Source organism: Burkholderia sp. BCC0398 (genome assembly GCF_902833245.1).
Classification (GTDB): Bacteria; Pseudomonadota; Gammaproteobacteria; order Burkholderiales; family Burkholderiaceae; genus Burkholderia; species Burkholderia sola.
In genome coordinates this window covers 57,504-77,975 of record NZ_CADFEM010000002.1, presented here as the reverse complement: position 1 = coordinate 77,975, position 20,472 = coordinate 57,504, and the positions used below count along the sequence as shown (strand labels likewise).

Sequence of the window (20,472 nt, the reverse complement as noted above, 5' to 3'; positions counted from 1 at the left end):
GATAATTTTTCTTTTCGAGACGTCGTGGCGGTGCTGGGGATCATGAAAAATGCCACAGAATCAACGATGTTTTGGCTCGGGCGACGAAATTTCGGCGTCGAGCAACGCGGCGAACTCCTCGTATCCCCTATAGTCTATAGTAGACTTTGAGTCTATATTTCGCATGCAGAGCCCGACACGTCGCCATGCGGCGGCCGCCTGCGCCGAATCCCGACCCGGCGTCCGACCGAGGGCGTCGTGCGACCGATCTTCATCGCCTCACTCCAGAACAGAAGGACCGTCATGAACTGGAAACTTTCCCTCTGCGCCGCTGCGGCGCTCGCGTGCGCGGCCGTCACGGCCCATGCGGAACAGACCACGTTGCGCTTCGGGATCGAAGCCGCCTATCCGCCGTTCGAGAGCAAGACGCCGGCCGGTCAGCTGCAGGGTTTCGACGTCGACGTCGGCAATGCGGTATGCGCGAAGCTGAACATGAAGTGCGTGTGGGTCGAGAACGCGTTCGACGGGCTGATCCCGGCACTGCAGGCGCGCAAGTTCGACGCGATCAACTCGGCGATGAACATCACCGCGAAGCGCAAGCAAAGCATCGACTTCACGCCGGCGATCTACGTGGTGCCGATCGTGATGGTCGCGAAGCACGGCTCGCCGCTGAAGCCCGACGTCGCGAGCCTGCGCGGCAAGCACGTCGGCGTGCTGCAGGGCTCGTCGCAGGAGGATTTCCTGAAGGCGCACTGGGCCAATGCGGGCGTGGACGTCGTGTCGTACCCGGATCAGGACCAGATCTACGCCGATCTCGTCGCGGGTCGTCTCGACGCGGCCGTGCAGGAAGCGCAGACCGCGCAGGACGGCTTCCTCGACAAGCCGGCCGGCCGCGACTACCGGATCGTCGGCGAGCCGCTGAAGGATCCGGCGACGCTCGGCGAAGGCACCGGCTTCGGGATGCGCAAGAACGACAAGGCGCTGCAGGCGAAGATCGTCGGTGCGCTCGATGCGCTGAAGAAGGACGGCACGCTGAGCGCGCTGTCGCAGAAGTACTTCAAGCGCGACATCATCGCGAAGTAAGCGCCGCCGCGTGCCGCCCGCCGGGCCGGCGCACGGCGCATCCCATCTCGACGCAGTGCGGGGGACCATGGATTTCGACGTCATCGTTCTGGGGGCCGGCATCGTCGGCGTGTCGTCGGCGCTGCATCTGCAGGATCGCGGGCTGCGCGTCGCGCTCGTCGACCGGCGCGCGCCCGGCGAGGAAACCAGCCACGGCAATGCGGGGCTGATCGAGCGCTCGTCGGTCGTGCCGTATGCGTTTCCGCGCCGGCTCGGCACGCTGCTGCGCTACGCGCGCAACCGTTCGGTCGATCTCTATTGGGATTACCGCGCGCTACCTGCGTATGCGGGCTGGCTCGCGCGCTTCTGGCGCGAATCGTCGCCGCAGCGGCTCGCGGCCGCCGCGCGCGACCTGCTGCCGCTCGTCGCGGCGAGCGTCGTCGAGCACGATGCGCTGCTCGCACGCACCGACGCGCAGCCGCTCGTGCACGACGGCGGATGGATCGAGGCGTTCCGTTCACCGGGGCTGTTCGACGCGGAAGCGCGCGCGCAGCAGCAGGTCGCCGCCGCGCACGGGTTGCGGATGACCGTGCTCGACGCGCATGCGCTGCGCGCGCGCGAGCCCGGTATCGGCGACGCCTTCTGCGGCGCCTTCCACTGGCAGGATCCGAAGACCGTGTCGAGCCCGGGCGGGCTGACCAAGGCCTATGCGCGGCTGTTCGAGCGCGACGGCGGCTCGTTCGTGCACGGCGACGCGACGACGCTCGTGCAGGTCGATGACGGCTGGCAGGTCCGATCCGAACACGGGCCGATCTCGGCGCGCTCGGCCGTGGTCGCGCTCGGGCCGTGGTCCGATCAGGTGTTCGCGCCGCTCGGCTACCGGATTCCGCTGCGCGCGAAGCGCGGCTATCACATGCATTACCGGCCGACGCGCACGCCGCTGAACGTGCCCGTGTGCGATACCGAGGCCGGTTTCGTCGTCGCGCCGATGGAGGGCGGCCGCCTGCGGCTGACGACGGGCGTCGAGATCGCGCCGCGTGGTGCGCCGCCGACCGGCGTGCAACTCGCGCGCGCCGAACCGCTGGCGCGCGACGCGTTCGGCATCGGCGAGCGGCTCGATCCGGAACCGTGGCTCGGGATGCGGCCGTGCACGCCCGACATGCGTCCGGTGATCGGGCCCGCGCCGCGCCATCGCCATTTGTGGTTCGCGTTCGGCCACTGCCATCACGGGCTCACGCTTGGGCCCGCGACCGGCCGCCTGCTCGCCGAAATGATGACGGGCGCGCCGACCTATATCGATCCGCATCCGTATCGGCCCGCACGCTTCAGTTGAACCGGCCGCGCGCAGTTGCGGCGTCGGTCGCCGGCACGCGCCGATGGCAATGCGCGTATTTCACGGTTTTTCGTTCTGCTGCCCGGGTGGTCGAAATCCGCGCCGTCGAAAATGATCTGCCAATCGACAAGAAGGACATTCAGGCTTCCCGCGTGCTTTCGTCGCATGAATGATCGCCACCACTCGTCGCGCCGCCGCATGGAATAACCGGCCGCCGCCGTCCGTTTACATACCGAGTTCCGGCACAGCCGGCCGGCGGGATAATGATCGCGACGCAGCCGATCGTCCCGTTCGGCGGCACCGTGTCGCGACACGACGCCAAGGAGAACGGGAATGAAACGGATGCTCTTCGCTGCCGCGCTGACGGTGGCGATCGTGCGGCCGGCGGCCGCGGAACCGCCCCAGGTCGGCGACGGGAAACTGGTCGACGAAGCGCACATGACGCTGTACGTGTTCGATCGCGATGCGCCGGGCAAGAGCATGTGCGACGGCACATGCGCAGCGAACTGGCCGCCCGCGCTCGCCGACGCGTACGACAGGGCGTCGGGTGCGCTGAGCCTCGTCGCCCGCGACGACGGCAAAAAGCAATGGGCATACCGCGGCCGCCCGCTGTATCGCTGGAAGATGGACCGCAAGGCCGGCGACGCGGGCGGCGATGGAATCGGCGGCATGTGGCACGTCGCGCGGCCGTGACCGTGACCGCGCGGCGACGCGCGAGGCGCCCCGATGAGCTATGAATCGGACCTGCTGGTATGGCTTCCGCATCTCACGCGCTATGCGCGTGCGCTGACGGGCGAGCGCGCATGGGCCGACGATCTCGTGCAGGACACGCTCGAGCGTGCGCTGAACCGGCCGCCGCGCGACGGCGGCAACCTGCGCGCATGGTTACTGACGCTGCTGCGGCACCGCTTCATCGACCAGTTGCGCGCGCGGCACGAGATCGCGGTCGACGACGCGACGGCGCCGTGGCAGACGATGGCCGCGCCGGTCGGCGAGGTCGGCGGGCTGGAGTTGCGCGACGTGCAGCGTGCGCTGTACCGGCTGCCGGTCGAACAGCGCGAGGTGCTGCTGCTGGTCGCGCTGGAGGAGTTGAGCTATCGCGATGCCGCGCAGGTGCTCGGCGTGCCGGTGGGCACGGTGATGTCGCGGCTCGCGCGGGCGCGCGCGCAGATGCGCGCGTTGCTGTCGGACGCGCCGTCGACGCACGGCACGGCCACGTTACGGGTGATCGGGAAGCCATGATGGACGATCCGCGCAAGCCTTCGAACGAGCAGGGAGACGATGCGTCGGCGCAACTGCTGTCCGCGCTGCTGGACGGCGAACTGTCCGGGCACGAGCGGCGCGAGGTGCTCGCGCGCCTGCAGGCCGATCCGCAGGAAGCCGAACGATTCGCGCATTACCGCGCGCAGCGCGATGCGCTGAAGGCGCTGTTCCCGTTGCCGGGCGCGGCGCCCGCGTTGTTCGTGCAGCGCCGCGCGCCGCGCTGGCGCGCGGTCGCGCATGCGTTCGCGGGGCTGGCGGCCGGGCTGCTGATCGGTGTCGCGCTGCATGCGGGCTGGGCGGCATTCGGCCGCGAACCGGCGTTCGCCGCGCGCGCCGATGTCGCCTACGCGGTGTACGCGGCCGACCGCGAGCATCCGGTGGAAGTCGGCGCGAACGATCCCGAGCGTCTCGCCGCGTGGTTGTCGGCGCGCGTCGGCCGGCCGGTGCGCGCGCCGTCGCTCGACGAATACGGTTACGCGCTGCTGGGCGGCCGGTTGCTGCCCGGCGACGCGGGGCCGGCCGCGCAGCTCATGTACCAGCGCGCAGACGGTGCGCGCGTGACGCTGTACATGACCGCATACGATGCGCGGCGTCTCGCGCCGCACGCGCTGTCGGCGAACGGCCGCTACACGTATTTCTGGTCGGATCGCGGCATGGGTTATGCGCTGTCCGGCCGTGGCGACGAACGGCGTCTGCGCGAGCTCGCGATCGACGCATGCGGTGCGCTGGGCGGGCCGACCGACGCGTGGAAGGGCTGACGCGCGGCGCCCGCAGGGAGCAGGCGATGAAGATGGCGACGATGAAGGGGCTCGTACTGGCGGTGTTCGCCGCGGGCACGGTGCTTGCGCACGCGGATGCCGACACGCCCCTGCGCGTGCCGATCGACGCGGACGGCGTGCAGCGCGTGACGATCGTCGGCGGCAGCTATTTCTTCCGGCCGAATCACGTGATCGTCCGTGCGCACGCGCCGGTCGAACTGACCGTGTCGGCCGAGCCCGGCGTGGTGCCGCACAGCTTCGAGATCGACGCGCCGCAGGCCGGCATCGCGGTACGCACCGAGCTCGGCACGACGCCGAAGACGTTTCGTTTCACGCCGGTGCAGCCGGGGCGATTCGCCTACTATTGCACGCACCGGCTGCTGTTTTTCAGCAGCCATCGCGAGCGCGGGATGGAAGGCGTGCTCGAAGTCGAGGCGGCGCCGTGATCGCCGCGTTGCTGGCCGCGAGCCTGATAGGAGCGAGCATGACAGCCGATCCCGTGACCGTCGCGCAGGCGCATTTCGACCACGTCCGCTCGTACCGCGCGACGATCCGCTCGTCGGCGCGCGACGGCGAGCGCACCGAAATCCGCTACGCGTACCTGAAACCGGGCTTCGTCCGGATGGATTTCGTGTCGCCGCATCGCGGCGCGGTGCTCGCGTACGATCCCGGCGACGGCAAGGTCAGGCTGCGCCCGTTCGGCACGCATGCGCCGCCCGCGCTGACGCTGTCGCCGTCCAATCCGCTCGTGCGCGACCGCACCGGCCACCGGGTCGACCGCTCGGACGTCGGCGAACTGCTGCGCAACGTACATGCGCTGCAGCAGGGCGGTGCGACGGTGACCGAAGGCAAGGAGGCCGTCGGCGGCCGGACCGCGCAGCGCGTGCTGGTCACGGGCGCACCCGCGCACGCGATCGACGGCGTGCATCGCTACCGGTTGTGGCTCGACGCCGCGGACGGTTTTCCGCTGAAGGTCGTCAGCTATGCGGGCGACGACGACGTGCCGCTCGAAACCGTGACGCTCGACGACGTGGAGATCGACGTCGCGTTTCCCGAGCGTTTCTTCGCGCCCTGACGGCGCGCCGATCTGCGTTCCTGAACGCGCATGCCGGAGGCTGCATGGCGGAGTACCGGTTTTCGACGACCTGGCGGGTGGATGCGCCGCTCGCGGCGGTCTGGGACGCGATCTACCAGGTCGATCGCTGGCCCGACTGGTGGAAGGGCGCCGTGCGCACCGTCGAGCTCGAGCCTGGCGACGCGCGCGGCGTCGGCGCGTTGCACCGGTATACGTGGAAGGGAGCGCTGCCGTACCGGCTGACCTTCGACATGCGCGTGCGGCGCGTCGAGCGGCCGCATGCGCTCGAAGGCCATGCGAGCGGTGCGATCGAGGGCGACGGCTGCTGGTCGTTCGCCGCCGACGGCGCGCGCACCGTCGTGCGCTACGACTGGCACATCCGCACGCGCGGCTGGATGAACTGGCTGGAGCCGCTCGCGCGGCCGCTGTTCCGGTGGAACCACGACGTCGTGATGCGCGAAGGCGCGAAGGGGCTCGCGCGGCGGCTGGGCGCGACCGTCGAGACGGACGGCCGGACCTTCCGGCCGTTGTCCGGCGCGGACTGCGCCGACGCGTGAAATCGGCCCGGCGACGCCGGCGAGCGAGCACGGCGCGGCAGACGAAATCGGCGTCGCGCGGTTTTTTCGATGCGATGTCACCGGTCCCGGGAACTCCGGGCTTACCCGGTGTCCAAACGGGGCTGGATGGGATCAGCGGGCCGCATGGGCCCGCCTGTCGGGTCGGTTGCATTCGATATGGCATTGTTTTAAAAGGGGTTTTTGTTGTTTTCGTGGGTTTTTCCCGCCGCGTCGCCGCCCCGAAAATTCCTCCGGTTTCCCTTCTTGAATTTGTCAAAACCCGTCCATATAATTAGCACTCGCTGCACGAGAGTGCTAACAATTCTCTGCCGGGCGCCACGCCGGGCAGTTTCCCTAAGCGTTCTTCAATCTCAGTCAAGAGAGGAGTGAATATGAACCTTCGTCCTTTGCACGATCGCGTGATCGTCAAGCGCCTGGATCAGGAAACCAAGACCGCCTCGGGCATCGTGATCCCCGACGCCGCTGCTGAAAAGCCGGATCAGGGCGAAGTCCTGGCCATCGGCCCGGGCAAGCGCGACGACAAGGGCGCCCCGATCGCGCTCGACGTGAAGGTCGGCGATCGTGTCCTGTTCGGCAAGTACGCAGGTCAGACCGTGAAGGTCGACGGCCAGGAACTGCTGGTCATGCGCGAAGAAGACATCATGGCCGTGGTCAACGCCAAGTAAGCGTCCTCCGACGGTACATATTCCCAAGAATTCAAGGAGTTAGAAGATGGCAGCTAAAGACGTCGTATTCGGCGATTCCGCCCGTTCGAAGATGGTCGAAGGCGTGAACATTCTCGCCAACGCAGTCAAGGTCACGCTGGGTCCGAAGGGCCGCAACGTCGTGCTCGAGCGCAGCTTCGGCGGCCCGACGGTCACCAAGGACGGTGTGTCGGTCGCGAAGGAAATCGAGCTGAAGGACAAGCTCCAGAACATGGGCGCGCAAATGGTCAAGGAAGTCGCTTCCAAGACCAGCGACAACGCAGGCGACGGCACGACGACGGCAACCGTCCTCGCGCAATCGATCGTTCGCGAAGGCATGAAGTACGTCGCATCGGGCATGAACCCGATGGACCTGAAGCGCGGCATCGACAAGGCAGTCGCAGCGGCTGTCGAAGAGCTGAAGAAGATCAGCAAGCCGTGCACGACCAACAAGGAAATCGCGCAGGTCGGCTCGATCTCGGCGAACAGCGACTCGTCGATCGGCGATCGCATCGCTGAAGCGATGGACAAGGTCGGCAAGGAAGGCGTGATCACCGTCGAAGACGGCAAGTCGCTGGCCGACGAGCTCGACGTCGTCGAAGGCATGCAATTCGACCGCGGCTACCTGTCGCCGTACTTCATCAACAACCCGGACAAGCAAGTCGCCGTCCTCGACAACCCGTTCGTGCTGCTGCACGACAAGAAGGTGTCGAACATCCGTGATCTGCTGCCGGTGCTCGAGCAAGTCGCGAAGGCTGGCCGTCCGCTGCTGATCATCGCTGAAGACGTCGAAGGCGAGGCACTGGCCACGCTGGTCGTCAACAACATCCGCGGCATCCTGAAGACCGTTGCGGTCAAGGCGCCGGGCTTCGGCGATCGTCGCAAGGCAATGCTGGAAGACATCGCGATCCTGACCGGCGGTCAAGTCGTCGCGGAAGAAACCGGCCTGACGCTCGAGAAGGCAACGCTGGCAGAACTGGGCCAGGCGAAGCGCATCGAAGTGGGCAAGGAAAACACGACGATCATCGACGGCGCAGGCGAAGCCGTGAACATCGAAGCACGCGTGAAGCAAGTGCGCGCGCAAATCGAAGAAGCGACGTCGGACTACGACCGTGAAAAGCTGCAAGAGCGCGTGGCCAAGCTGGCAGGCGGCGTTGCGGTGATCAAGGTCGGTGCTGCGACCGAAGTCGAAATGAAGGAAAAGAAGGCACGTGTCGAAGACGCACTGCACGCGACGCGCGCAGCTGTGGAAGAAGGCATCGTTGCAGGTGGCGGCGTTGCGCTGATTCGCGCACGCACCGCGATCGCAGGCCTGACCGGCGCGAACGCCGACCAGAACGCCGGCATCAAGATCGTGCTGCGCGCAATGGAAGAGCCGCTGCGCCAGATCGTCACGAACGGCGGCGAAGAAGCCAGCGTCGTCGTGGCGGCGGTTGCTGCAGGCAAGGGCAACTACGGCTACAACGCAGCAACGGGCGAGTACGTCGACATGGTCGAAGCCGGCGTCGTCGACCCGACCAAGGTCACGCGCACCGCACTGCAGAACGCAGCTTCGGTTGCAGGCCTGCTGCTGACGACGGACGCAGCTGTCGCAGAACTGCCGAAGGAAGATGCACCGATGCCGGGCGGTATGCCGGGCGGCATGGGCGGCATGGGCATGGACATGTAATCGACTTCGGTCGATTGTCCGGAGCGCGCAGCGATGCGCGTTCCAGCCAAAAGAAAAGACCCGCAGCGATGCGGGTCTTTTTTTATATGTGCGCGTCGGCGCGATTGGAATCAGAAGCCCGGCAGATAGCACGAAGCGTCGTCGTCTTCATCGTGAAGGCCGTAGCTGCATGCGAACGGGTCGTGCCAGCCGTTATGGCGACCGTTGTAGAGATAGACCGTGTTGCCGTTCGATGCCCATGTCAGTGACGCGGTGCCGCTGGAGTAAACACGCCACCTTCCCGAACTGCCGTCCGGGAACGATACGGTGCCGCTCGAATGGCAGGGCGAGTAGTAATCGTGTGCCACGAACCTGCCGTCAATCGGCGCTGCTCTGGAAAAGAACCGTTCCAGCTGGGCGGCAGTCGGCGTGAAGTTCCCGCATGCGTCCCTTGTCAGCGGATCGTCCGGGTTCGACGTCTGGCCGGATTGCTCGATTGTCACGGCGCTCACCCCTCTGGCCTGGCAGAGGGTGATCGGCACGCACAATATAACCGCGCCAATGTATCTGGCTAGATCCATCGCATCACGCCCATCGTGCCGTGCTCGCTTCGGTGGCGTTCTTGCGCCCGACCTCGGGGTGCCGATACACCTCTGTCATCTCGACGTTCAGTGTCTCGGACAATTCGCGAACCAGCCATTTGAGAGAGGCATTTTGTTCGGCCGTGATGCTTTCATAGACCGGTTCCGCAGTTTTCTCGTCGGGGTAGTACATGCCGACAAGCTCGACTCCGATCGCGTCCGAGTTGGACGGGTAGCGATCAGGAAACGCTTTCCGAATTCATGGCGGTGGAATGCCGCCGGGCTGGCCCGGTACGCTTGCCTTGCCGCCCGGAGGTCCGCGGTGGAGCACTGAAGTGTGGTGATGCACCGTGACTGCAATTTACCGACGTGATTGGTGATTCTGTTCAAGGAGGCCGTCTGATAGATTGTGCCATCCTTGTCGATCAGGAAGTGCGCGCCGTTCGGTACGTGTGCAGTGTTGCGATAGCTATTGAACGTGCTCGAGGCGGTGGAGGCTCCGGTTTGATGGACGACGATTCCGTTCACATGTTCCATCGGCCCTCGTTCGATGGACGGATATATTTTTACGATCACGCGTTCGGCATCGACATGACCCTGCTTTGAAATGAAAAGCATGACTGCCTCCGATTCTCAGGTCGCTTTGCCGGTTTTAAGGTCGTATCCTGCCGCGATCGTTCCGCCACTTCCGCCTTGCGCGTTCTGAGCGACATATTTCTGCCGGACACGGGCGAATGAGAGTTGGACCTCTTCGCGCCGCCGTGCCATGTTCACATTGGCGATCGAATTGATTCGTGTGATCAGTACATCGTGCAGCGTGATCTTCAGGTATTCGAGCGGCATGCCGCCGGCATTGCGGGCTACCAGAACGGCGTTCTCGATGTGATTTCCTTTGAGGCAATGCAGCATGAGCATCGGCGATGCTCGATCGACATAATGCTCGATGGTCAGATCGTTGGCCGCGCACTTGCCTGTCATGCTGCCTGCCCCTGAGCGCGTGGCAGATGGCTGGTCGGCGGACCATTCCCACGCCAATACCTCGATCTCGTCTGGATGTGAGGCATCTCGAGATTCGCCTCGTATACCGGTCAGTTTCAGGAAAATGTCCTGCGCCATCGCATGCTCCTTTGCATCGTCACATTGAGTGAAATGGACCCTAGCATCGCGCTTGGCGGCCGATCTATTGGACTGGTTCGATTTTCGGCGAGCCTGGGAGTTGAAAAGTACGACATCGATTCAACAGTGAGCCAGAATCGATGCGAGCAGGGCGGCGCGAACGCGGATTCGGCCGCGATGACGGAATGGACGGGATTGCGCGGGCCGATGAATCGGATTGGGCTGCGCAGGGCGGGAACCGGAAGGGTGGGAGGGGGCGCCGCGCAGCGGCCGCTGTTGAGGTATTACGGGCCTCAGCGTCGATTCGCCGATGCCGGGTGGGTACTGCCCAGATGACAAGAGGGCGGGCCGGCGTTCGATCGCTCAAACGCCGGCCCGCCGCGTCGCGACTCAATGCCGATGCGATGTCCTCGGCACCAGGTCGGCCTTCACGGCCGGCGGCGTGTCCGACTCGTCGTTGCTGCGCGCCCAGAAGAACCGGTCGGGCAGGTACGCGCCCATGCCGGGCCGGAACGCGTCGCGCACGGCCTGGTACAGGTATTCCTGCGCCTCGCGCACGGCTTCCGGCGGCTCCTGGCCGTTCGCGAGCAGCGCCGCGATGGCCGCGCCGAGCGTATCGGTGATGCCCATCAGCCGGTGCGGCGAGCGATCCCACATGTCTTCGCGAAGCTGGCCTTCCTCGCCGTACAGCGTATTGACGAGCCGGTGCGAGCCCGTTTCCGACGACAGGATGTATTCGCAGCCCTGCGACAGCAGGTGCGACACGGCCGCGTCGAGATTCGGCGCCTCGGCATCGCCGTCCGGCTGCGCGAGCGCGATCAGTGTCGCGTGGTCGGCCACCAATAACGTGGTTTGCGGTGCCAGCAGGTCGGCGATCGACTCGCGCAGGTCGTCGGCGGCGAGGACGTGTTCGTCGTCGAGCGTGAAGTCCGGTGCGAGCACGAGCGGCACGCCGTCGTAGTCGGCGACGACTTCGGCGATCGCGCTCACGACTTCCGCACGCGTCGCCGCGCCGATCTTGAACGCGGCAACCGGCATGTCCTCGAGCAGCATGCGCGCCTGCGCGGCGACGACGTCGGGATCGAGGCCCGTGACTTCATCGCAGGCGGCCGAGTCGCGCACGGTATAGCCGGTCAGGACGGACACGCCGTGACAGCCCATGCTCGCCAGGGTCATCAGATCGGCTTGGAGGCCGGAGCCGCCGGTGGGATCGGACAGGCCGAAGGTGAGGACGATCGGAGGGGCGTTGCTGGACATGTAAAAATGGGGCAAGAGAAAAACGGACAAGCGACGGAGATGCGGACGGCGAGGCGAATGGGCTTGTTTGGCCCTGTGTTGCCCGGCAGGCCGCACTTTTCAACCATTATGCGGTGGAATCCGGCCGGTACGACGGATTTTTTAGCGCAGCGCAACGTAGTTGCCGTCCTCCAGCGCGATTGCTAGGCAGTCCGGCCCCGACACGGTACCATCATGGCTCCCGAATTTACCGACTTTTCCCCGACGCGGCTTAAGATGGAATACAAGAGTTGGATGTGCCTGATTTGTGGCTGGATTTACGACGAAGAAGCCGGGCTGCCGGAAGAGGGCATTGCCCCGGGCACGCGCTGGGAAGACGTCCCGATCAACTGGACGTGTCCCGAATGCGGCGCCCGCAAGGAAGACTTCGAGATGGTCCAGATCTGATCGGACCGCTGGCCCACGGACACCCCGCTCAGGCCTCGCACCGGCCCGGCGCTTGCGCGCCGCGGTTCGCGCGAGCGACTTGACGATGACAGGCGCGCGTGTCCATGACGTCCGATCCGGCGAACGTTCCCCACCCTGACGCATTGCCCAACCCGCGCGGCGGCGCCGTACGCGCGGCCGACGCGTGGCTGGCGGCGGCCGCCGACGCATTCGAGCGGCGCGACGCCGCCGCGGCACCGCTGGCGGCGGCCGCGGCCGTGCTCGCGGAAGCCGGCTGGCTGCCGGCCGCGCGTTTTGCCGGGCAACTGTCGGCCGCCGTGCCGCTCGTCGCCACCGAGCCGACTTCGGCCGGCTGGCGCGCGGCGCTGCACGATTTTCGTGCGGCCGTCGGGCGCCACAACCTGCGCGAGCTCGCGTGCTCGCCGGTTCTCTTCGAGCATTTCCGTGCGTTACGTGCGCAAAGCGCCGCCGACCTGCGCGCGAACACGCCGCTCGATGCGCTCGCGCTGGTCGGCCGGGCGGTGCCGCCTGCCACGCTGCGTGCGCTACCCGACGCCTTCGCGCCCCGGATTCGCGCCCGCTACGAGCAGGCGCTGCTCGACGTGCTGCGTGCCGAGCACGGCGTGCCGGGCGCGGCGCTCGACGAAGTCGACGCGATGCTGGCCGCGCTCACCGACGACGGGCCGTACGATTTCTGGCGGCTCGCGGCCGCGTGCGTGCGCACGCTGCGCGCAAGCGGCGCACCCGAGCTGAAGCGCTTTCTCGCGCGGATCAACCTGCTGCTCGGCGAACACGCGCAGGGCCGGCGCAGCGCGCCGCCCGGGCTGGTGCGCGAGACGGTGGCGCTGCTGTGGCGCGATTTCGCGCTGTTCGGCGCCGCCGCCGAGGACGTCGCGCTCGTCGACGTGCTGCACGACTACGGATTGACGGTCGACTGGCACGTCGCCGGCACGCCCGCCTCCGAAGCATTGTGGGAGGCCGATGCGGCGCGGGCCGAGCACGATGCGGTCGCCGCCGCCGCGCCCACCCGTGCGCTCGGCGTCGTGACCGTCAACGCGCATGCCTATGAGGATTTCCTGCAGACCGCCGATGCGTCGATGGCCGACCTGGCGGCCAACCCGGTCACCGCCGACGCCGGCGCCGCATGGCACGCGTCCGCCGCCGCCTACCGGGTCGGCACGGCCGCGTGCGCGCTCGGGCTCGGCCACGCGGCGCTGCTGGCCGACACGCTGGGCCTCGCGTGGCGCCGTGCAGCCCACGGCGTGCCGCTCGCCGACGGCGGCCTCGATGCGCACCGCCACGCGTCCGACATGCTGCGTGCGGCGCTCCTGAAGATCGCGGCCGGCGTCGCGCCGCCGGATCTCACGGCGGCGTCCGAAGCGCTCGGCACGGCCCTCGGCCGGACCTGACGAACAAGGGGACGAACACGCGACGGCAGCCCTTGTCGCACGGGCCTGCAACACGCTGCCGACAGCGCCCGCGCGCGTGTTAGAGTGCCGTGTGATCCGCGTGCGCCGTTGCCAGCGCGGCGCGGCGTTGCTTGTTGATCGCGGCCCGGTCAGGTCGCGGCGTCTTTGCTAAAATTCAAACCATGTCAAAGCCTTCCGATCGCATCAATCTCACCAACCAGTTCCTGATCGCCATGCCGAACATGGCCGATCCGACGTTCTCGGGAACGGTGATCTATCTTTGCGATCACAGCGAGCGCGGTGCGCTCGGCCTCGTCATCAATCGTCCTACCGACATCGACCTCGAATCGCTGTTCAACCGCATCGACCTGAAGCTCGACATCGAGCCGCTGCTGCACATTCCCGTGTACTTCGGCGGCCCCGTCCAGACCGAGCGCGGCTTCGTGCTGCACGAGCCGGTCGAGGGCGCGAGCTACAACTCGTCGATGTCCGTCGACGGCGGGCTCGAGATGACGACGTCGAAGGACGTGCTCGAGGCGGTCGCGACGGGCACCGGCCCGAAACGCTTCCTGCTGACGCTCGGCCATGCAGGCTGGGGCGCCGGCCAGCTCGAGGAAGAAATTTCCCGCAACGGCTGGCTGACGGTCGCCGCCGATCCGCGCATCGTGTTCGACACGCCGGCCGAAGAGCGCTTCGAAGCCGCACTGGGCCTGCTCGGCGTCAGCTCGTCGATGCTGTCCGGCGAAGCAGGGCACGCATGAGTGGCGCGAGCGCGCGCGATGCGACGCTCCTGGCGTTCGACTACGGCGAAAAACGGATCGGCGTCGCGATCGGCAACGCGCTGACGCGCTCGGCCCGTGCTCTCGTCGTGATCCAGAACCTGAACCGCGAACACCGCTTCAAGGCGGTCGGCGACTTGCTGGCCGAATGGCGGCCGGACGCGCTCGTCGTGGGCCTGCCGATGCATCCGGACGGCACGCCGCACGACATGACGCAGCAGGCGAAGCGTTTCGGCAACCAGCTGAACGGCCGCTTCGGGCTGCCCGTCACGTGGGTCGACGAGCGCTATTCGTCGGTCGAGGCCGAGGCCGGGCTGCGCGAGCGCAACGTGCGCGGCCGCGCCCGCACCGACATGCTCGATGCCGAAGCCGCGCGCGTCATCCTTCAACAGTATCTCGATCAATTGTCCGACCATGAGCACCATTGACGCCGAGGCGCTTTACCGCGTCCTGCTCGACCAGATCCGCGCAGCCTACGGCACGGCGTTCGCCGAACCGGGCGGCCCGCGGCTCGCCGGCATTTACAGCGGCGGCGCGTGGCTCGCCGAGCGCCTCGCGCGCGATCTCGGCGCTCAGGCGTTCGGCGTCGTCAACGTCGCGCTGCACCGCGACGACTACGCGAAGAAGGGGCTGCACAGCCAGGCCAGCCCGACGTCGCTGCCGTTCGAGATCGACGGCGCGCGCATCGTGCTCGTCGACGACGTGCTGTACACCGGGCGCACCGTGCGCGCGGCGCTCAACGAGTTGTTCGACTACGGCCGTCCGGCCGCGGTCGAGCTCGCGGTGCTCGCCGATCGCGGCGGCCGCGAGCTGCCGGTCGCCGCACGCTTCGCGGGCGGCACGCTCGACGTGCCGGCCGACGCGACGCTCGTGCTCGCGCGCGACGATGCGGGCTTCACGCTGCGCGTCGAATCGCACGGCGCCTGAACGACACGCGAACCGTATCCCGGGCCGCCGGTTTGCACCGCGGCCCGTTTGCATAGTTGGAATCACGCACACCATGACCACCGACACCACTGGCCGCACCGGCAATCCCGCGGCGGCCGCGAGCCCCGACCGGTTCCGCTACGGTTTCCTGAAGGGCAACCCGCAGCTCACGAAAAACGGCGAGCTGAAGCACCTGCTGTCGATCGAGGGCCTGCCGCGCTCGATCGTCAATCACATCCTCGATACGGCCGAGCAGTTCGTCAGCGTGACGGACCGTGAAGTGAAGAAGGTACCGCTGCTGCGCGGCAAGTCCGTGTTCAACCTGTTCTTCGAGAACTCGACGCGCACGCGCACGACCTTCGAGATCGCCGCGACGCGCCTGTCGGCCGACGTGCTGAACCTGAACATCAATGCGTCGTCGACGAGCAAGGGCGAATCGCTGCTCGACACGATCAACAACCTGTCGGCGATGCATGCCGACCTGTTCGTCGTGCGTCACGCATCGAGCGGCGCGCCGTACCTGATCGCCGAGCACTGTGCGCCGCACGTGCACGTGATCAACGCCGGCGACGGCCGCCATGCGCATCCGACGCAGGGCCTGCTCGACATGTACACGATCCGTCACTACAAGCGCGACTTCACGAAGCTGCGCGTGGCGATCGTCGGCGACATCCTGCATTCGCGCGTCGCGCGCTCCGACATCCACGCGCTCACCACGCTTGGCGTGCCGGAAGTGCGCGCGATCGGCCCGCGTACGCTGCTGCCGGGCGGCCTCGAGCAGATGGGCGTGAAGGTGTTCCACAACCTCGACGAGGGGCTGAAGGGCGTCGACGTGATCATCATGCTGCGCCTGCAGAACGAACGAATGAGCGGCGCGCTGCTGCCGTCCGCGCAGGAGTACTTCAAGACGTGGGGCCTGACGCCCGAGCGCCTCGCGCTCGCCGCGCCCGACGCGATCGTGATGCACCCGGGCCCGATGAACCGGGGCGTCGAGATCGATTCGCAGGTCGCAGACGGCCCGCAGTCGGTGATCCTCAACCAGGTCACGTTCGGCATCGCCGTGCGGATGGCGGTGATGGGCATCGTCGCCGGCAACAGCGACTGAGCCCGCTTTCGCGCGTCCTCATTCAGGCATTCAACGCAATCAACGTATTCACAGACAGCGCATGAAGATTCATATCCAAGGCGGCACGCTGATCGACCCGGTCGCCGGCACCGAACGGCAGGCCGACGTATTCGTCGCGGACGGCAAGATCGCCGCGCTGGGCAGCGCGCCGGCCGGTTTCAACGCGGACAAGACGATCGACGCATCGGGCCTGATCGTCGCGCCCGGCCTCGTCGACCTGTGCGCGCGGCTGCGCGAGCCCGGCTACGAGCACAAGGCGACGCTCGCGTCCGAGATGGCCGCGGCCGTCGCGGGCGGCGTCACGACCCTCGTGTGCCCGCCGGACACCGATCCCGTGCTCGACGAGCCGGGCCTCGTCGAGATGCTCAAGTTCCGCGCGCGCAACCTGCACCAGGCGAACGTGCATCCGCTCGGCGCGCTGACGGTCGGCCTCAAGGGTGAAGTGATCACCGAGATGGTCGCGCTGACCGAATCCGGCTGCGTCGGCTTCACGCATGCGAACGTGCCGGTGCGCGACACGCAGGTGCTGCTGCGCGCGCTGCAGTACGCAAGTACTTACGGCTACACGACGTGGCTGCGTCCGCTCGACGCGTTCATCGGCCGCGGCGGCGTGGCCGCGAGCGGCGCGCTCGCGTCGCGGCTCGGGCTGTCCGGCGTGCCGGTCGCGGCCGAGACGATCGCGCTGCACACGATTTTCGAACTGATGCGCGTGACGGGCGCGCGCGTGCACCTCGCGCGGCTGTCGTCGGCGGCCGGGCTTGCGCTCGTACGTGAAGCGAAGGCCGAGGGGCTGCCCGTGACCTGCGACGTCGGCGTGAACCACGTCCACCTGATCGACGTCGATATCGGCTACTTCGATTCGCAGTTCCGGCTCGATCCGCCGCTGCGCAGCGAGCGCGACCGCGAAGCGATCCGCGTGGCGCTCGCCGACGGCACGATCGACGCGATTTGCTCCGACCACACGCCGGTCGACGACGACGAGAAGCTGCTGCCGTTCGGCGAAGCGACGCCGGGCGCGACGGGGCTCGAGCTGCTGCTGTCGCTGACGCTGAAGTGGGCGGACGAGACGCGCACGCCGCTCGCGCAGGCGCTGCGCCGCATCACGTCCGCGCCGGCCGACGTGCTGCAACTGCCGGCGGGGCGCCTCGCCGAAGGCAGTGCGGCCGACCTGTGCGTGTTCGATCCGCGCGCGCACTGGCGCGTCGAGCCGCGAGCGCTGAAGAGCCAGGGCCACAACTCGCCGTTCCTCGGCTACGAACTGCCGGCCACCGTGCGCGCGACGCTCGTGGCCGGGCAGGTCGCGTTCGAGCGCCACTGAACCACGCCGGATCCTCGCCATGACCGCTCTTCGCAAGCTGCGTCTCGTCTTTCATCTGCTGCGCGGCATGGCGATCGTCGCGCTGCGTTTTTCGCACGTCACGCCCGCGCGCCGCGCGGAGCTGATACGCCGCTGGTCGGTCAAGATGCTGCGCATCTGCGGGATGCGCCTCGTCGTCCACAACGACGGCGCGCGGCTCGACGCGAGCGCGCTCGTCGTGGGCAATCACGTGTCGTGGCTCGACATCTATGCGGTCAACGCGTGGCGGCCGACGCCGTTCGTGTCGAAGGCGGAGGTGCGGCAGTGGCCGGTCGTCGGCTGGCTCGCCGAGAAGCTCGACACCGTGTTCCTGCAGCGCGAGAAGCGCACCGAGGCGATGCGGATCATGCACGAGATGGCCGAGCGCCTGCGCACCGGCGGTGTGATGTGCGTGTTTCCGGAAGGGACGACGTCCGACGGCCAGGATCTGCTGCCATTTCATGCGAACCTGTTCCAGGCTGCCGTATCGGCCGGCTGCGCGGTGCAGCCGATCTGCCTGATGTACGAGGACGCGCACGGGCGGCAGTCGGTCGCGCCGGCCTATACGGGCGAGTTGTCGCTCGGCAAGTCGCTCGACATGGTGCTGCGCGGCGGGCCGCTCGTCGCGCATCTGTACGTGTGCGAGCCGATCGCGCCGGGCGGCGACCGGCGGGCGACGTCCGCCGCGGCGCGCGATGCGATCGCGGCTGCGCTGGCGACGCTGCAGGAGAAGGTCGGCAAGCCGACGGCCGAGTCGCTCGCCGTGCTGCAGAAGCATGCGTATCCGGCGACTGAGCTCGGCGCAGACGCGGCGGGCGATGCTGCAGCCGACGCACCCGTGCCGGGGCGCGAGGGCTGATGCACCGGCGGGCGCGTGAATCAGCCTGCCGTCACTCGCCGCCCGGCGAGCGGCACGCTTCGCACTGCACCTGCGTGACCGTGCGCTGTGCCGGATCGGCCGTCAGCCGTACGGCCGACAACTGGTTTCCCCATACGCATCCCGAATCGAGCGCGACGACGTTGTCGCGCAGCATCAGGCCGAGCGCGGCCCAGTGTCCGAACACGACCGTCACGTCCGCGGTGCGGCGCCCCGGCACGTCGAACCACGGCAGGTAGCCGGGCGGCGCGCTGTCGGGGCCGCCGTTCGCCTTGAACTCCATCGCGCCGTCGGGCGTGCAGAAGCGCAGGCGCGTGAACGCGTTGAACGCGACACGCATCCGGTCGCGCTTTTTCAGGTTCGGGTTCCATTGGTTGGGTTCGTTGCCGTACAGGCCTTGCAGCGTGTCGCGCCAGTCGGGGGCGCGGAGTGCGCGCTGGAGTTCGTCCGCGAGTTCGAGCGCGAGCGTGGAGTCCCATTGCGGTAGCACGCCCGCGTGGACAAGCAGCTTTCCGTCTTCGACATGCACGAACGGGCGGTGGCGCACCCAGTCGAGCAGCGCGTCGGCGTCGGGCGCGTCGAGGATCTCGCCGATGGTGTCGCCCGGGCGTTCGGTGCGCAGGCCGGCGGAGACCGCGAGCAGGTGCAGGTCGTGGTTGCCGAGCACGACGGTCGCGCGTGGGCCGAGATCGACGACCGCGCGCAGCGCGGCGAGGGAGCCCGGGCCGCGGTTGACGACGTCGCCGGCGATCCAGAGGGGCGTGTCGGCGGGGGGCGCGAGCTGGTCGAGCAGCGACTGGAAAGCGGAATGGCAGCCTTGGATGTCGCCGATGGCGAGGGGGGGAGAGGTCATGAAGAGGCGAATATCGCAAGGTTTGGATGAAAGGGGAGGAAAACCGCATTTCTCTCGGATTGTGAAATGCCGATTCCCCTACTTGGCATAGATGTAGCATGAAATTTCATCGCAAGCCGGGGCCGTAGCGCTGTATCAACTTGTTAGCGGCATGGCCTTTGCGCCCCCCGGCTCTCTATAATTGTCGCCTTCCCCGATAAAATTAGCATTTCATGACTTTGGAGGCCATGTCGACCGGTTAAAATTCCCGGTTGGACACGGCGGTCATATCGATTCGCTACGAATCTGATGCGGCAGGCACTTTGCGGTGCCTGCCGCGCATTACTTGAGGGAGCCTCATGATCCTGGTTACGGGCGGCGCGGGTTTTATCGGTGCCAATTTTGTACTCGACTGGCTGCGCGCATCCGACGAAGCCGTGCTCAACGTCGACAAGCTGACGTACGCAGGGAACTTGCGCACGCTGCAGTCGCTGGACGGCAACCCGAAGCACGTGTTTGCGCGCGTCGACATCTGTGACCGTGACGCGCTCGATGCACTCCTGGCCGAACACAAGCCGCGCGCGGTACTGCATTTCGCCGCCGAAAGCCACGTCGATCGCTCGATCCACGGTCCCGCGGACTTTGTGCAGACCAACGTCGTCGGCACGTTCACGCTGCTCGAGGCTACCCGCCAGTACTGGAACGGCCTGAACGACGCCGACAAGGCGGCGTTCCGCTTCCTGCACGTGTCGACCGACGAGGTGTTCGGTTCACTGTCGGCCACCGACCCGCAATTTTCCGAGACGACGCCGTACGCGCCGAACAGCCCGTATTCCGCGACGAAGGCGGGCTCCGACCACCTCGTGCGCGCGTACCACCATACGTACGGTCTGCCGGTACTGACGACGAACTGTTCGAACAACTACGGCCCGTACCAGTTCCCGGAAAAGCTGATCCCGCTGATGATCGCGAACGCGCTCGCGGGCAAGCCGCTGCCGGTGTATGGCGACGGTCAGAACGTGCGCGACTGGCTGTATGTCGGCGACCACTGCAGCGCGATCCGTGAGGTGCTCGCGCGCGGCGTGCCGGGCGAGACGTACAACGTCGGCGGCTGGAACGAAAAGAAGAATCTCGAAGTCGTGCATACGCTGTGCGACCTGCTCGACAAGGCGCGGCCGAAGGCAGCAGGGTCGTATCGCGACCAAATCACCTATGTGACCGACCGGCCCGGTCACGATCGCCGCTACGCGATCGATGCGCGCAAGCTCGAACGCGAGCTTGGCTGGAAGCCGGCGGAGACGTTCGAGACCGGCCTCGCGAAGACCGTCGACTGGTATCTCAATAACCAGGTGTGGGCCGACGAAGTCGCGTCGGGCGAGTACCGCAAGTGGGTCGAGACGAACTACGCGAAGCGCGCTTGAGGAGAC

Annotated in this window: 24 protein-coding genes and 1 pseudogene; 19 read left to right on the top strand and 6 right to left on the bottom strand. The window is 67.2% G+C overall.

The features are described from left to right. The first annotated feature begins 282 nt into the window (after positions 1-282). From HWX76_RS04205 to groL, 10 genes are all read left to right on the top strand, one after another. The gene (locus HWX76_RS04205; RefSeq protein ID WP_050011697.1) at positions 283-1,062 is read left to right on the top strand and encodes an ABC transporter substrate-binding protein; all 780 of its coding nucleotides are present in this window, start codon (positions 283-285) and stop codon (positions 1,060-1,062) included. A gap of 67 nt (positions 1,063-1,129) precedes the next feature. Next, complete coding sequence (locus HWX76_RS04200) at positions 1,130-2,374, top strand: FAD-binding oxidoreductase (protein WP_050011696.1); 1,245 nt, start codon at positions 1,130-1,132, stop codon at positions 2,372-2,374. 333 nt (positions 2,375-2,707) lie between these two features. Next, the gene (locus HWX76_RS04195) at positions 2,708-3,067 is read left to right on the top strand and encodes a hypothetical protein (RefSeq protein ID WP_124630621.1); all 360 of its coding nucleotides are present in this window, start codon (positions 2,708-2,710) and stop codon (positions 3,065-3,067) included. A gap of 33 nt (positions 3,068-3,100) precedes the next feature. Further along, a complete protein-coding gene (locus tag HWX76_RS04190; RefSeq protein ID WP_124630622.1) occupies positions 3,101-3,616 on the top strand; it encodes a sigma-70 family RNA polymerase sigma factor in 516 nt (171 codons plus the stop codon). After that, complete coding sequence (locus HWX76_RS04185) at positions 3,613-4,395, top strand: anti-sigma factor (protein WP_124555700.1); 783 nt, start codon at positions 3,613-3,615, stop codon at positions 4,393-4,395. Before HWX76_RS04190 ends, HWX76_RS04185 begins: the two co-directional genes overlap by 4 nt. 26 nt (positions 4,396-4,421) lie before the next feature. Then, complete coding sequence (locus HWX76_RS04180; RefSeq protein WP_050011694.1) at positions 4,422-4,841, top strand: quinol oxidase; 420 nt, start codon at positions 4,422-4,424, stop codon at positions 4,839-4,841. Next, entirely contained in the window at positions 4,838-5,470 is a 633-nt protein-coding gene (locus tag HWX76_RS04175) for a hypothetical protein (protein WP_050011693.1), read from the top strand. The genes HWX76_RS04180 and HWX76_RS04175 overlap by 4 nt, the downstream gene beginning before the upstream one ends. Positions 5,471-5,514: 44 nt before the next feature. Beyond that, positions 5,515-6,027, top strand: coding sequence for an SRPBCC family protein (locus HWX76_RS04170; protein WP_050011692.1), 513 nt, complete (start codon positions 5,515-5,517; stop codon positions 6,025-6,027). Positions 6,028-6,419: 392 nt separating this feature from the next. Further along, on the top strand, positions 6,420-6,713 hold the full coding sequence (gene groES / locus HWX76_RS04165; protein WP_004186661.1) for a co-chaperone GroES: 294 nt from the start codon (positions 6,420-6,422) through the stop codon (positions 6,711-6,713). 46 nt (positions 6,714-6,759) lie between these two features. Continuing rightward, a complete protein-coding gene (gene groL, locus HWX76_RS04160) occupies positions 6,760-8,400 on the top strand; it encodes a chaperonin GroEL (RefSeq protein WP_006476740.1) in 1,641 nt (546 codons plus the stop codon). 110 nt (positions 8,401-8,510) lie between these two features. Here groL and HWX76_RS04155 read toward each other — a convergent pair whose 3' ends face one another. From HWX76_RS04155 to HWX76_RS04140, 5 genes and pseudogenes are all read right to left on the bottom strand, one after another. Further along, a complete protein-coding gene (locus HWX76_RS04155; RefSeq protein ID WP_150123291.1) occupies positions 8,511-8,921 on the bottom strand; it encodes a hypothetical protein in 411 nt (136 codons plus the stop codon). 43 nt (positions 8,922-8,964) lie between these two features. Beyond that, positions 8,965-9,153, bottom strand: coding sequence for a hypothetical protein (locus HWX76_RS36915; protein WP_235590023.1), 189 nt, complete (start codon positions 9,151-9,153; stop codon positions 8,965-8,967). Between the two features lie 188 nt (positions 9,154-9,341). Next, a pseudogene (locus tag HWX76_RS36910) lies at positions 9,342-9,497 on the bottom strand (N-acetylmuramoyl-L-alanine amidase); the annotation flags it as partial. 96 nt (positions 9,498-9,593) lie between these two features. Beyond that, positions 9,594-10,076 carry a type VI secretion system tube protein Hcp gene (locus HWX76_RS04145; protein WP_050011690.1) on the bottom strand — a complete coding sequence of 161 codons (483 nt, stop codon included), beginning with the start codon at positions 10,074-10,076 and terminating at the stop codon, positions 9,594-9,596. A 390-nt stretch (positions 10,077-10,466) separates the two neighbouring features. Next, positions 10,467-11,333: a hydroxymethylpyrimidine/phosphomethylpyrimidine kinase gene (locus tag HWX76_RS04140; protein ID WP_050011689.1), complete on the bottom strand. Its 867-nt coding sequence runs from the start codon at positions 11,331-11,333 to the stop codon at positions 10,467-10,469. A 255-nt stretch (positions 11,334-11,588) separates the two neighbouring features. Between HWX76_RS04140 and HWX76_RS04135 the strand changes: the two genes are divergently transcribed. The 8 genes from HWX76_RS04135 (at position 11,589) to HWX76_RS04100 (ending at position 18,195) form a co-directional block, all read left to right on the top strand. Next, positions 11,589-11,759, top strand: a complete 171-nt coding sequence (locus HWX76_RS04135; RefSeq protein WP_004186709.1) for a rubredoxin — start codon at positions 11,589-11,591, stop codon at positions 11,757-11,759. Between the two features lie 104 nt (positions 11,760-11,863). Continuing rightward, on the top strand, positions 11,864-13,168 hold the full coding sequence (locus HWX76_RS04130; RefSeq protein ID WP_050011688.1) for a hypothetical protein: 1,305 nt from the start codon (positions 11,864-11,866) through the stop codon (positions 13,166-13,168). A gap of 182 nt (positions 13,169-13,350) precedes the next feature. Further along, the gene (locus tag HWX76_RS04125; RefSeq protein ID WP_034206570.1) at positions 13,351-13,929 is read left to right on the top strand and encodes a YqgE/AlgH family protein; all 579 of its coding nucleotides are present in this window, start codon (positions 13,351-13,353) and stop codon (positions 13,927-13,929) included. Next, positions 13,926-14,375, top strand: a complete 450-nt coding sequence (ruvX, locus tag HWX76_RS04120; protein ID WP_006476737.1) for a Holliday junction resolvase RuvX — start codon at positions 13,926-13,928, stop codon at positions 14,373-14,375. The genes HWX76_RS04125 and ruvX overlap by 4 nt, the downstream gene beginning before the upstream one ends. After that, a complete protein-coding gene (gene pyrR, locus HWX76_RS04115) occupies positions 14,362-14,874 on the top strand; it encodes a bifunctional pyr operon transcriptional regulator/uracil phosphoribosyltransferase PyrR (protein ID WP_050011687.1) in 513 nt (170 codons plus the stop codon). Before ruvX ends, pyrR begins: the two co-directional genes overlap by 14 nt. A gap of 73 nt (positions 14,875-14,947) precedes the next feature. Then, positions 14,948-15,979: an aspartate carbamoyltransferase catalytic subunit gene (locus tag HWX76_RS04110; protein ID WP_006476735.1), complete on the top strand. Its 1,032-nt coding sequence runs from the start codon at positions 14,948-14,950 to the stop codon at positions 15,977-15,979. Positions 15,980-16,040: 61 nt separating this feature from the next. After that, positions 16,041-17,318 carry a dihydroorotase gene (locus HWX76_RS04105; protein WP_124593929.1) on the top strand — a complete coding sequence of 426 codons (1,278 nt, stop codon included), beginning with the start codon at positions 16,041-16,043 and terminating at the stop codon, positions 17,316-17,318. Between the two features lie 19 nt (positions 17,319-17,337). Next, on the top strand, positions 17,338-18,195 hold the full coding sequence (locus HWX76_RS04100; protein WP_176015550.1) for a lysophospholipid acyltransferase family protein: 858 nt from the start codon (positions 17,338-17,340) through the stop codon (positions 18,193-18,195). A gap of 31 nt (positions 18,196-18,226) precedes the next feature. Here HWX76_RS04100 and HWX76_RS04095 read toward each other — a convergent pair whose 3' ends face one another. Next, positions 18,227-19,066, bottom strand: a complete 840-nt coding sequence (locus HWX76_RS04095) for a symmetrical bis(5'-nucleosyl)-tetraphosphatase (protein WP_176015549.1) — start codon at positions 19,064-19,066, stop codon at positions 18,227-18,229. 338 nt (positions 19,067-19,404) lie between these two features. Between HWX76_RS04095 and rfbB the strand changes: the two genes are divergently transcribed. Further along, positions 19,405-20,466 (top strand): dTDP-glucose 4,6-dehydratase, encoded by a 1,062-nt coding sequence (gene rfbB, locus HWX76_RS04090; RefSeq protein WP_176015548.1) that lies wholly within the window; start codon positions 19,405-19,407, stop codon positions 20,464-20,466. Positions 20,467-20,472: the final 6 nt, after the last annotated feature.

Excerpts from the sequence above, each read along its gene's own strand:
- HWX76_RS04205 (WP_050011697.1), top strand. The coding sequence starts at position 283 with ATGAACTGGAAACTTTCCCTCTGCGCCGCTGCGGCGCTCGCGTGCGCG.
- HWX76_RS04190 (WP_124630622.1), top strand. The coding sequence starts at position 3,101 with ATGAGCTATGAATCGGACCTGCTGGTATGGCTTCCGCATCTCACGCGC.
- HWX76_RS04170 (WP_050011692.1), top strand. The coding sequence starts at position 5,515 with ATGGCGGAGTACCGGTTTTCGACGACCTGGCGGGTGGATGCGCCGCTC.
- HWX76_RS04095 (WP_176015549.1), bottom strand. The coding sequence starts at position 19,066 with ATGACCTCTCCCCCCCTCGCCATCGGCGACATCCAAGGCTGCCATTCC.
- HWX76_RS04105 (WP_124593929.1), top strand. The coding sequence starts at position 16,041 with ATGAAGATTCATATCCAAGGCGGCACGCTGATCGACCCGGTCGCCGGC.
- HWX76_RS04125 (WP_034206570.1), top strand. The coding sequence starts at position 13,351 with ATGTCAAAGCCTTCCGATCGCATCAATCTCACCAACCAGTTCCTGATC.
- HWX76_RS04140 (WP_050011689.1), bottom strand. The coding sequence starts at position 11,333 with ATGTCCAGCAACGCCCCTCCGATCGTCCTCACCTTCGGCCTGTCCGAT.
- HWX76_RS04135 (WP_004186709.1), top strand. The coding sequence starts at position 11,589 with ATGGAATACAAGAGTTGGATGTGCCTGATTTGTGGCTGGATTTACGAC.
- HWX76_RS04110 (WP_006476735.1), top strand. The coding sequence starts at position 14,948 with ATGACCACCGACACCACTGGCCGCACCGGCAATCCCGCGGCGGCCGCG.
- HWX76_RS04200 (WP_050011696.1), top strand. The coding sequence starts at position 1,130 with ATGGATTTCGACGTCATCGTTCTGGGGGCCGGCATCGTCGGCGTGTCG.
- HWX76_RS04100 (WP_176015550.1), top strand. The coding sequence starts at position 17,338 with ATGACCGCTCTTCGCAAGCTGCGTCTCGTCTTTCATCTGCTGCGCGGC.
- groL (WP_006476740.1), top strand. The coding sequence starts at position 6,760 with ATGGCAGCTAAAGACGTCGTATTCGGCGATTCCGCCCGTTCGAAGATG.
- HWX76_RS04185 (WP_124555700.1), top strand. The coding sequence starts at position 3,613 with ATGATGGACGATCCGCGCAAGCCTTCGAACGAGCAGGGAGACGATGCG.
- HWX76_RS04180 (WP_050011694.1), top strand. The coding sequence starts at position 4,422 with ATGAAGATGGCGACGATGAAGGGGCTCGTACTGGCGGTGTTCGCCGCG.
- HWX76_RS04130 (WP_050011688.1), top strand. The coding sequence starts at position 11,864 with ATGACGTCCGATCCGGCGAACGTTCCCCACCCTGACGCATTGCCCAAC.
- HWX76_RS04145 (WP_050011690.1), bottom strand. The coding sequence starts at position 10,076 with ATGGCGCAGGACATTTTCCTGAAACTGACCGGTATACGAGGCGAATCT.
- HWX76_RS36915 (WP_235590023.1), bottom strand. The coding sequence starts at position 9,153 with ATGTACTACCCCGACGAGAAAACTGCGGAACCGGTCTATGAAAGCATC.
- rfbB (WP_176015548.1), top strand. The coding sequence starts at position 19,405 with ATGATCCTGGTTACGGGCGGCGCGGGTTTTATCGGTGCCAATTTTGTA.
- ruvX (WP_006476737.1), top strand. The coding sequence starts at position 13,926 with ATGAGTGGCGCGAGCGCGCGCGATGCGACGCTCCTGGCGTTCGACTAC.
- groES (WP_004186661.1), top strand. The coding sequence starts at position 6,420 with ATGAACCTTCGTCCTTTGCACGATCGCGTGATCGTCAAGCGCCTGGAT.
- HWX76_RS04195 (WP_124630621.1), top strand. The coding sequence starts at position 2,708 with ATGAAACGGATGCTCTTCGCTGCCGCGCTGACGGTGGCGATCGTGCGG.
- pyrR (WP_050011687.1), top strand. The coding sequence starts at position 14,362 with ATGAGCACCATTGACGCCGAGGCGCTTTACCGCGTCCTGCTCGACCAG.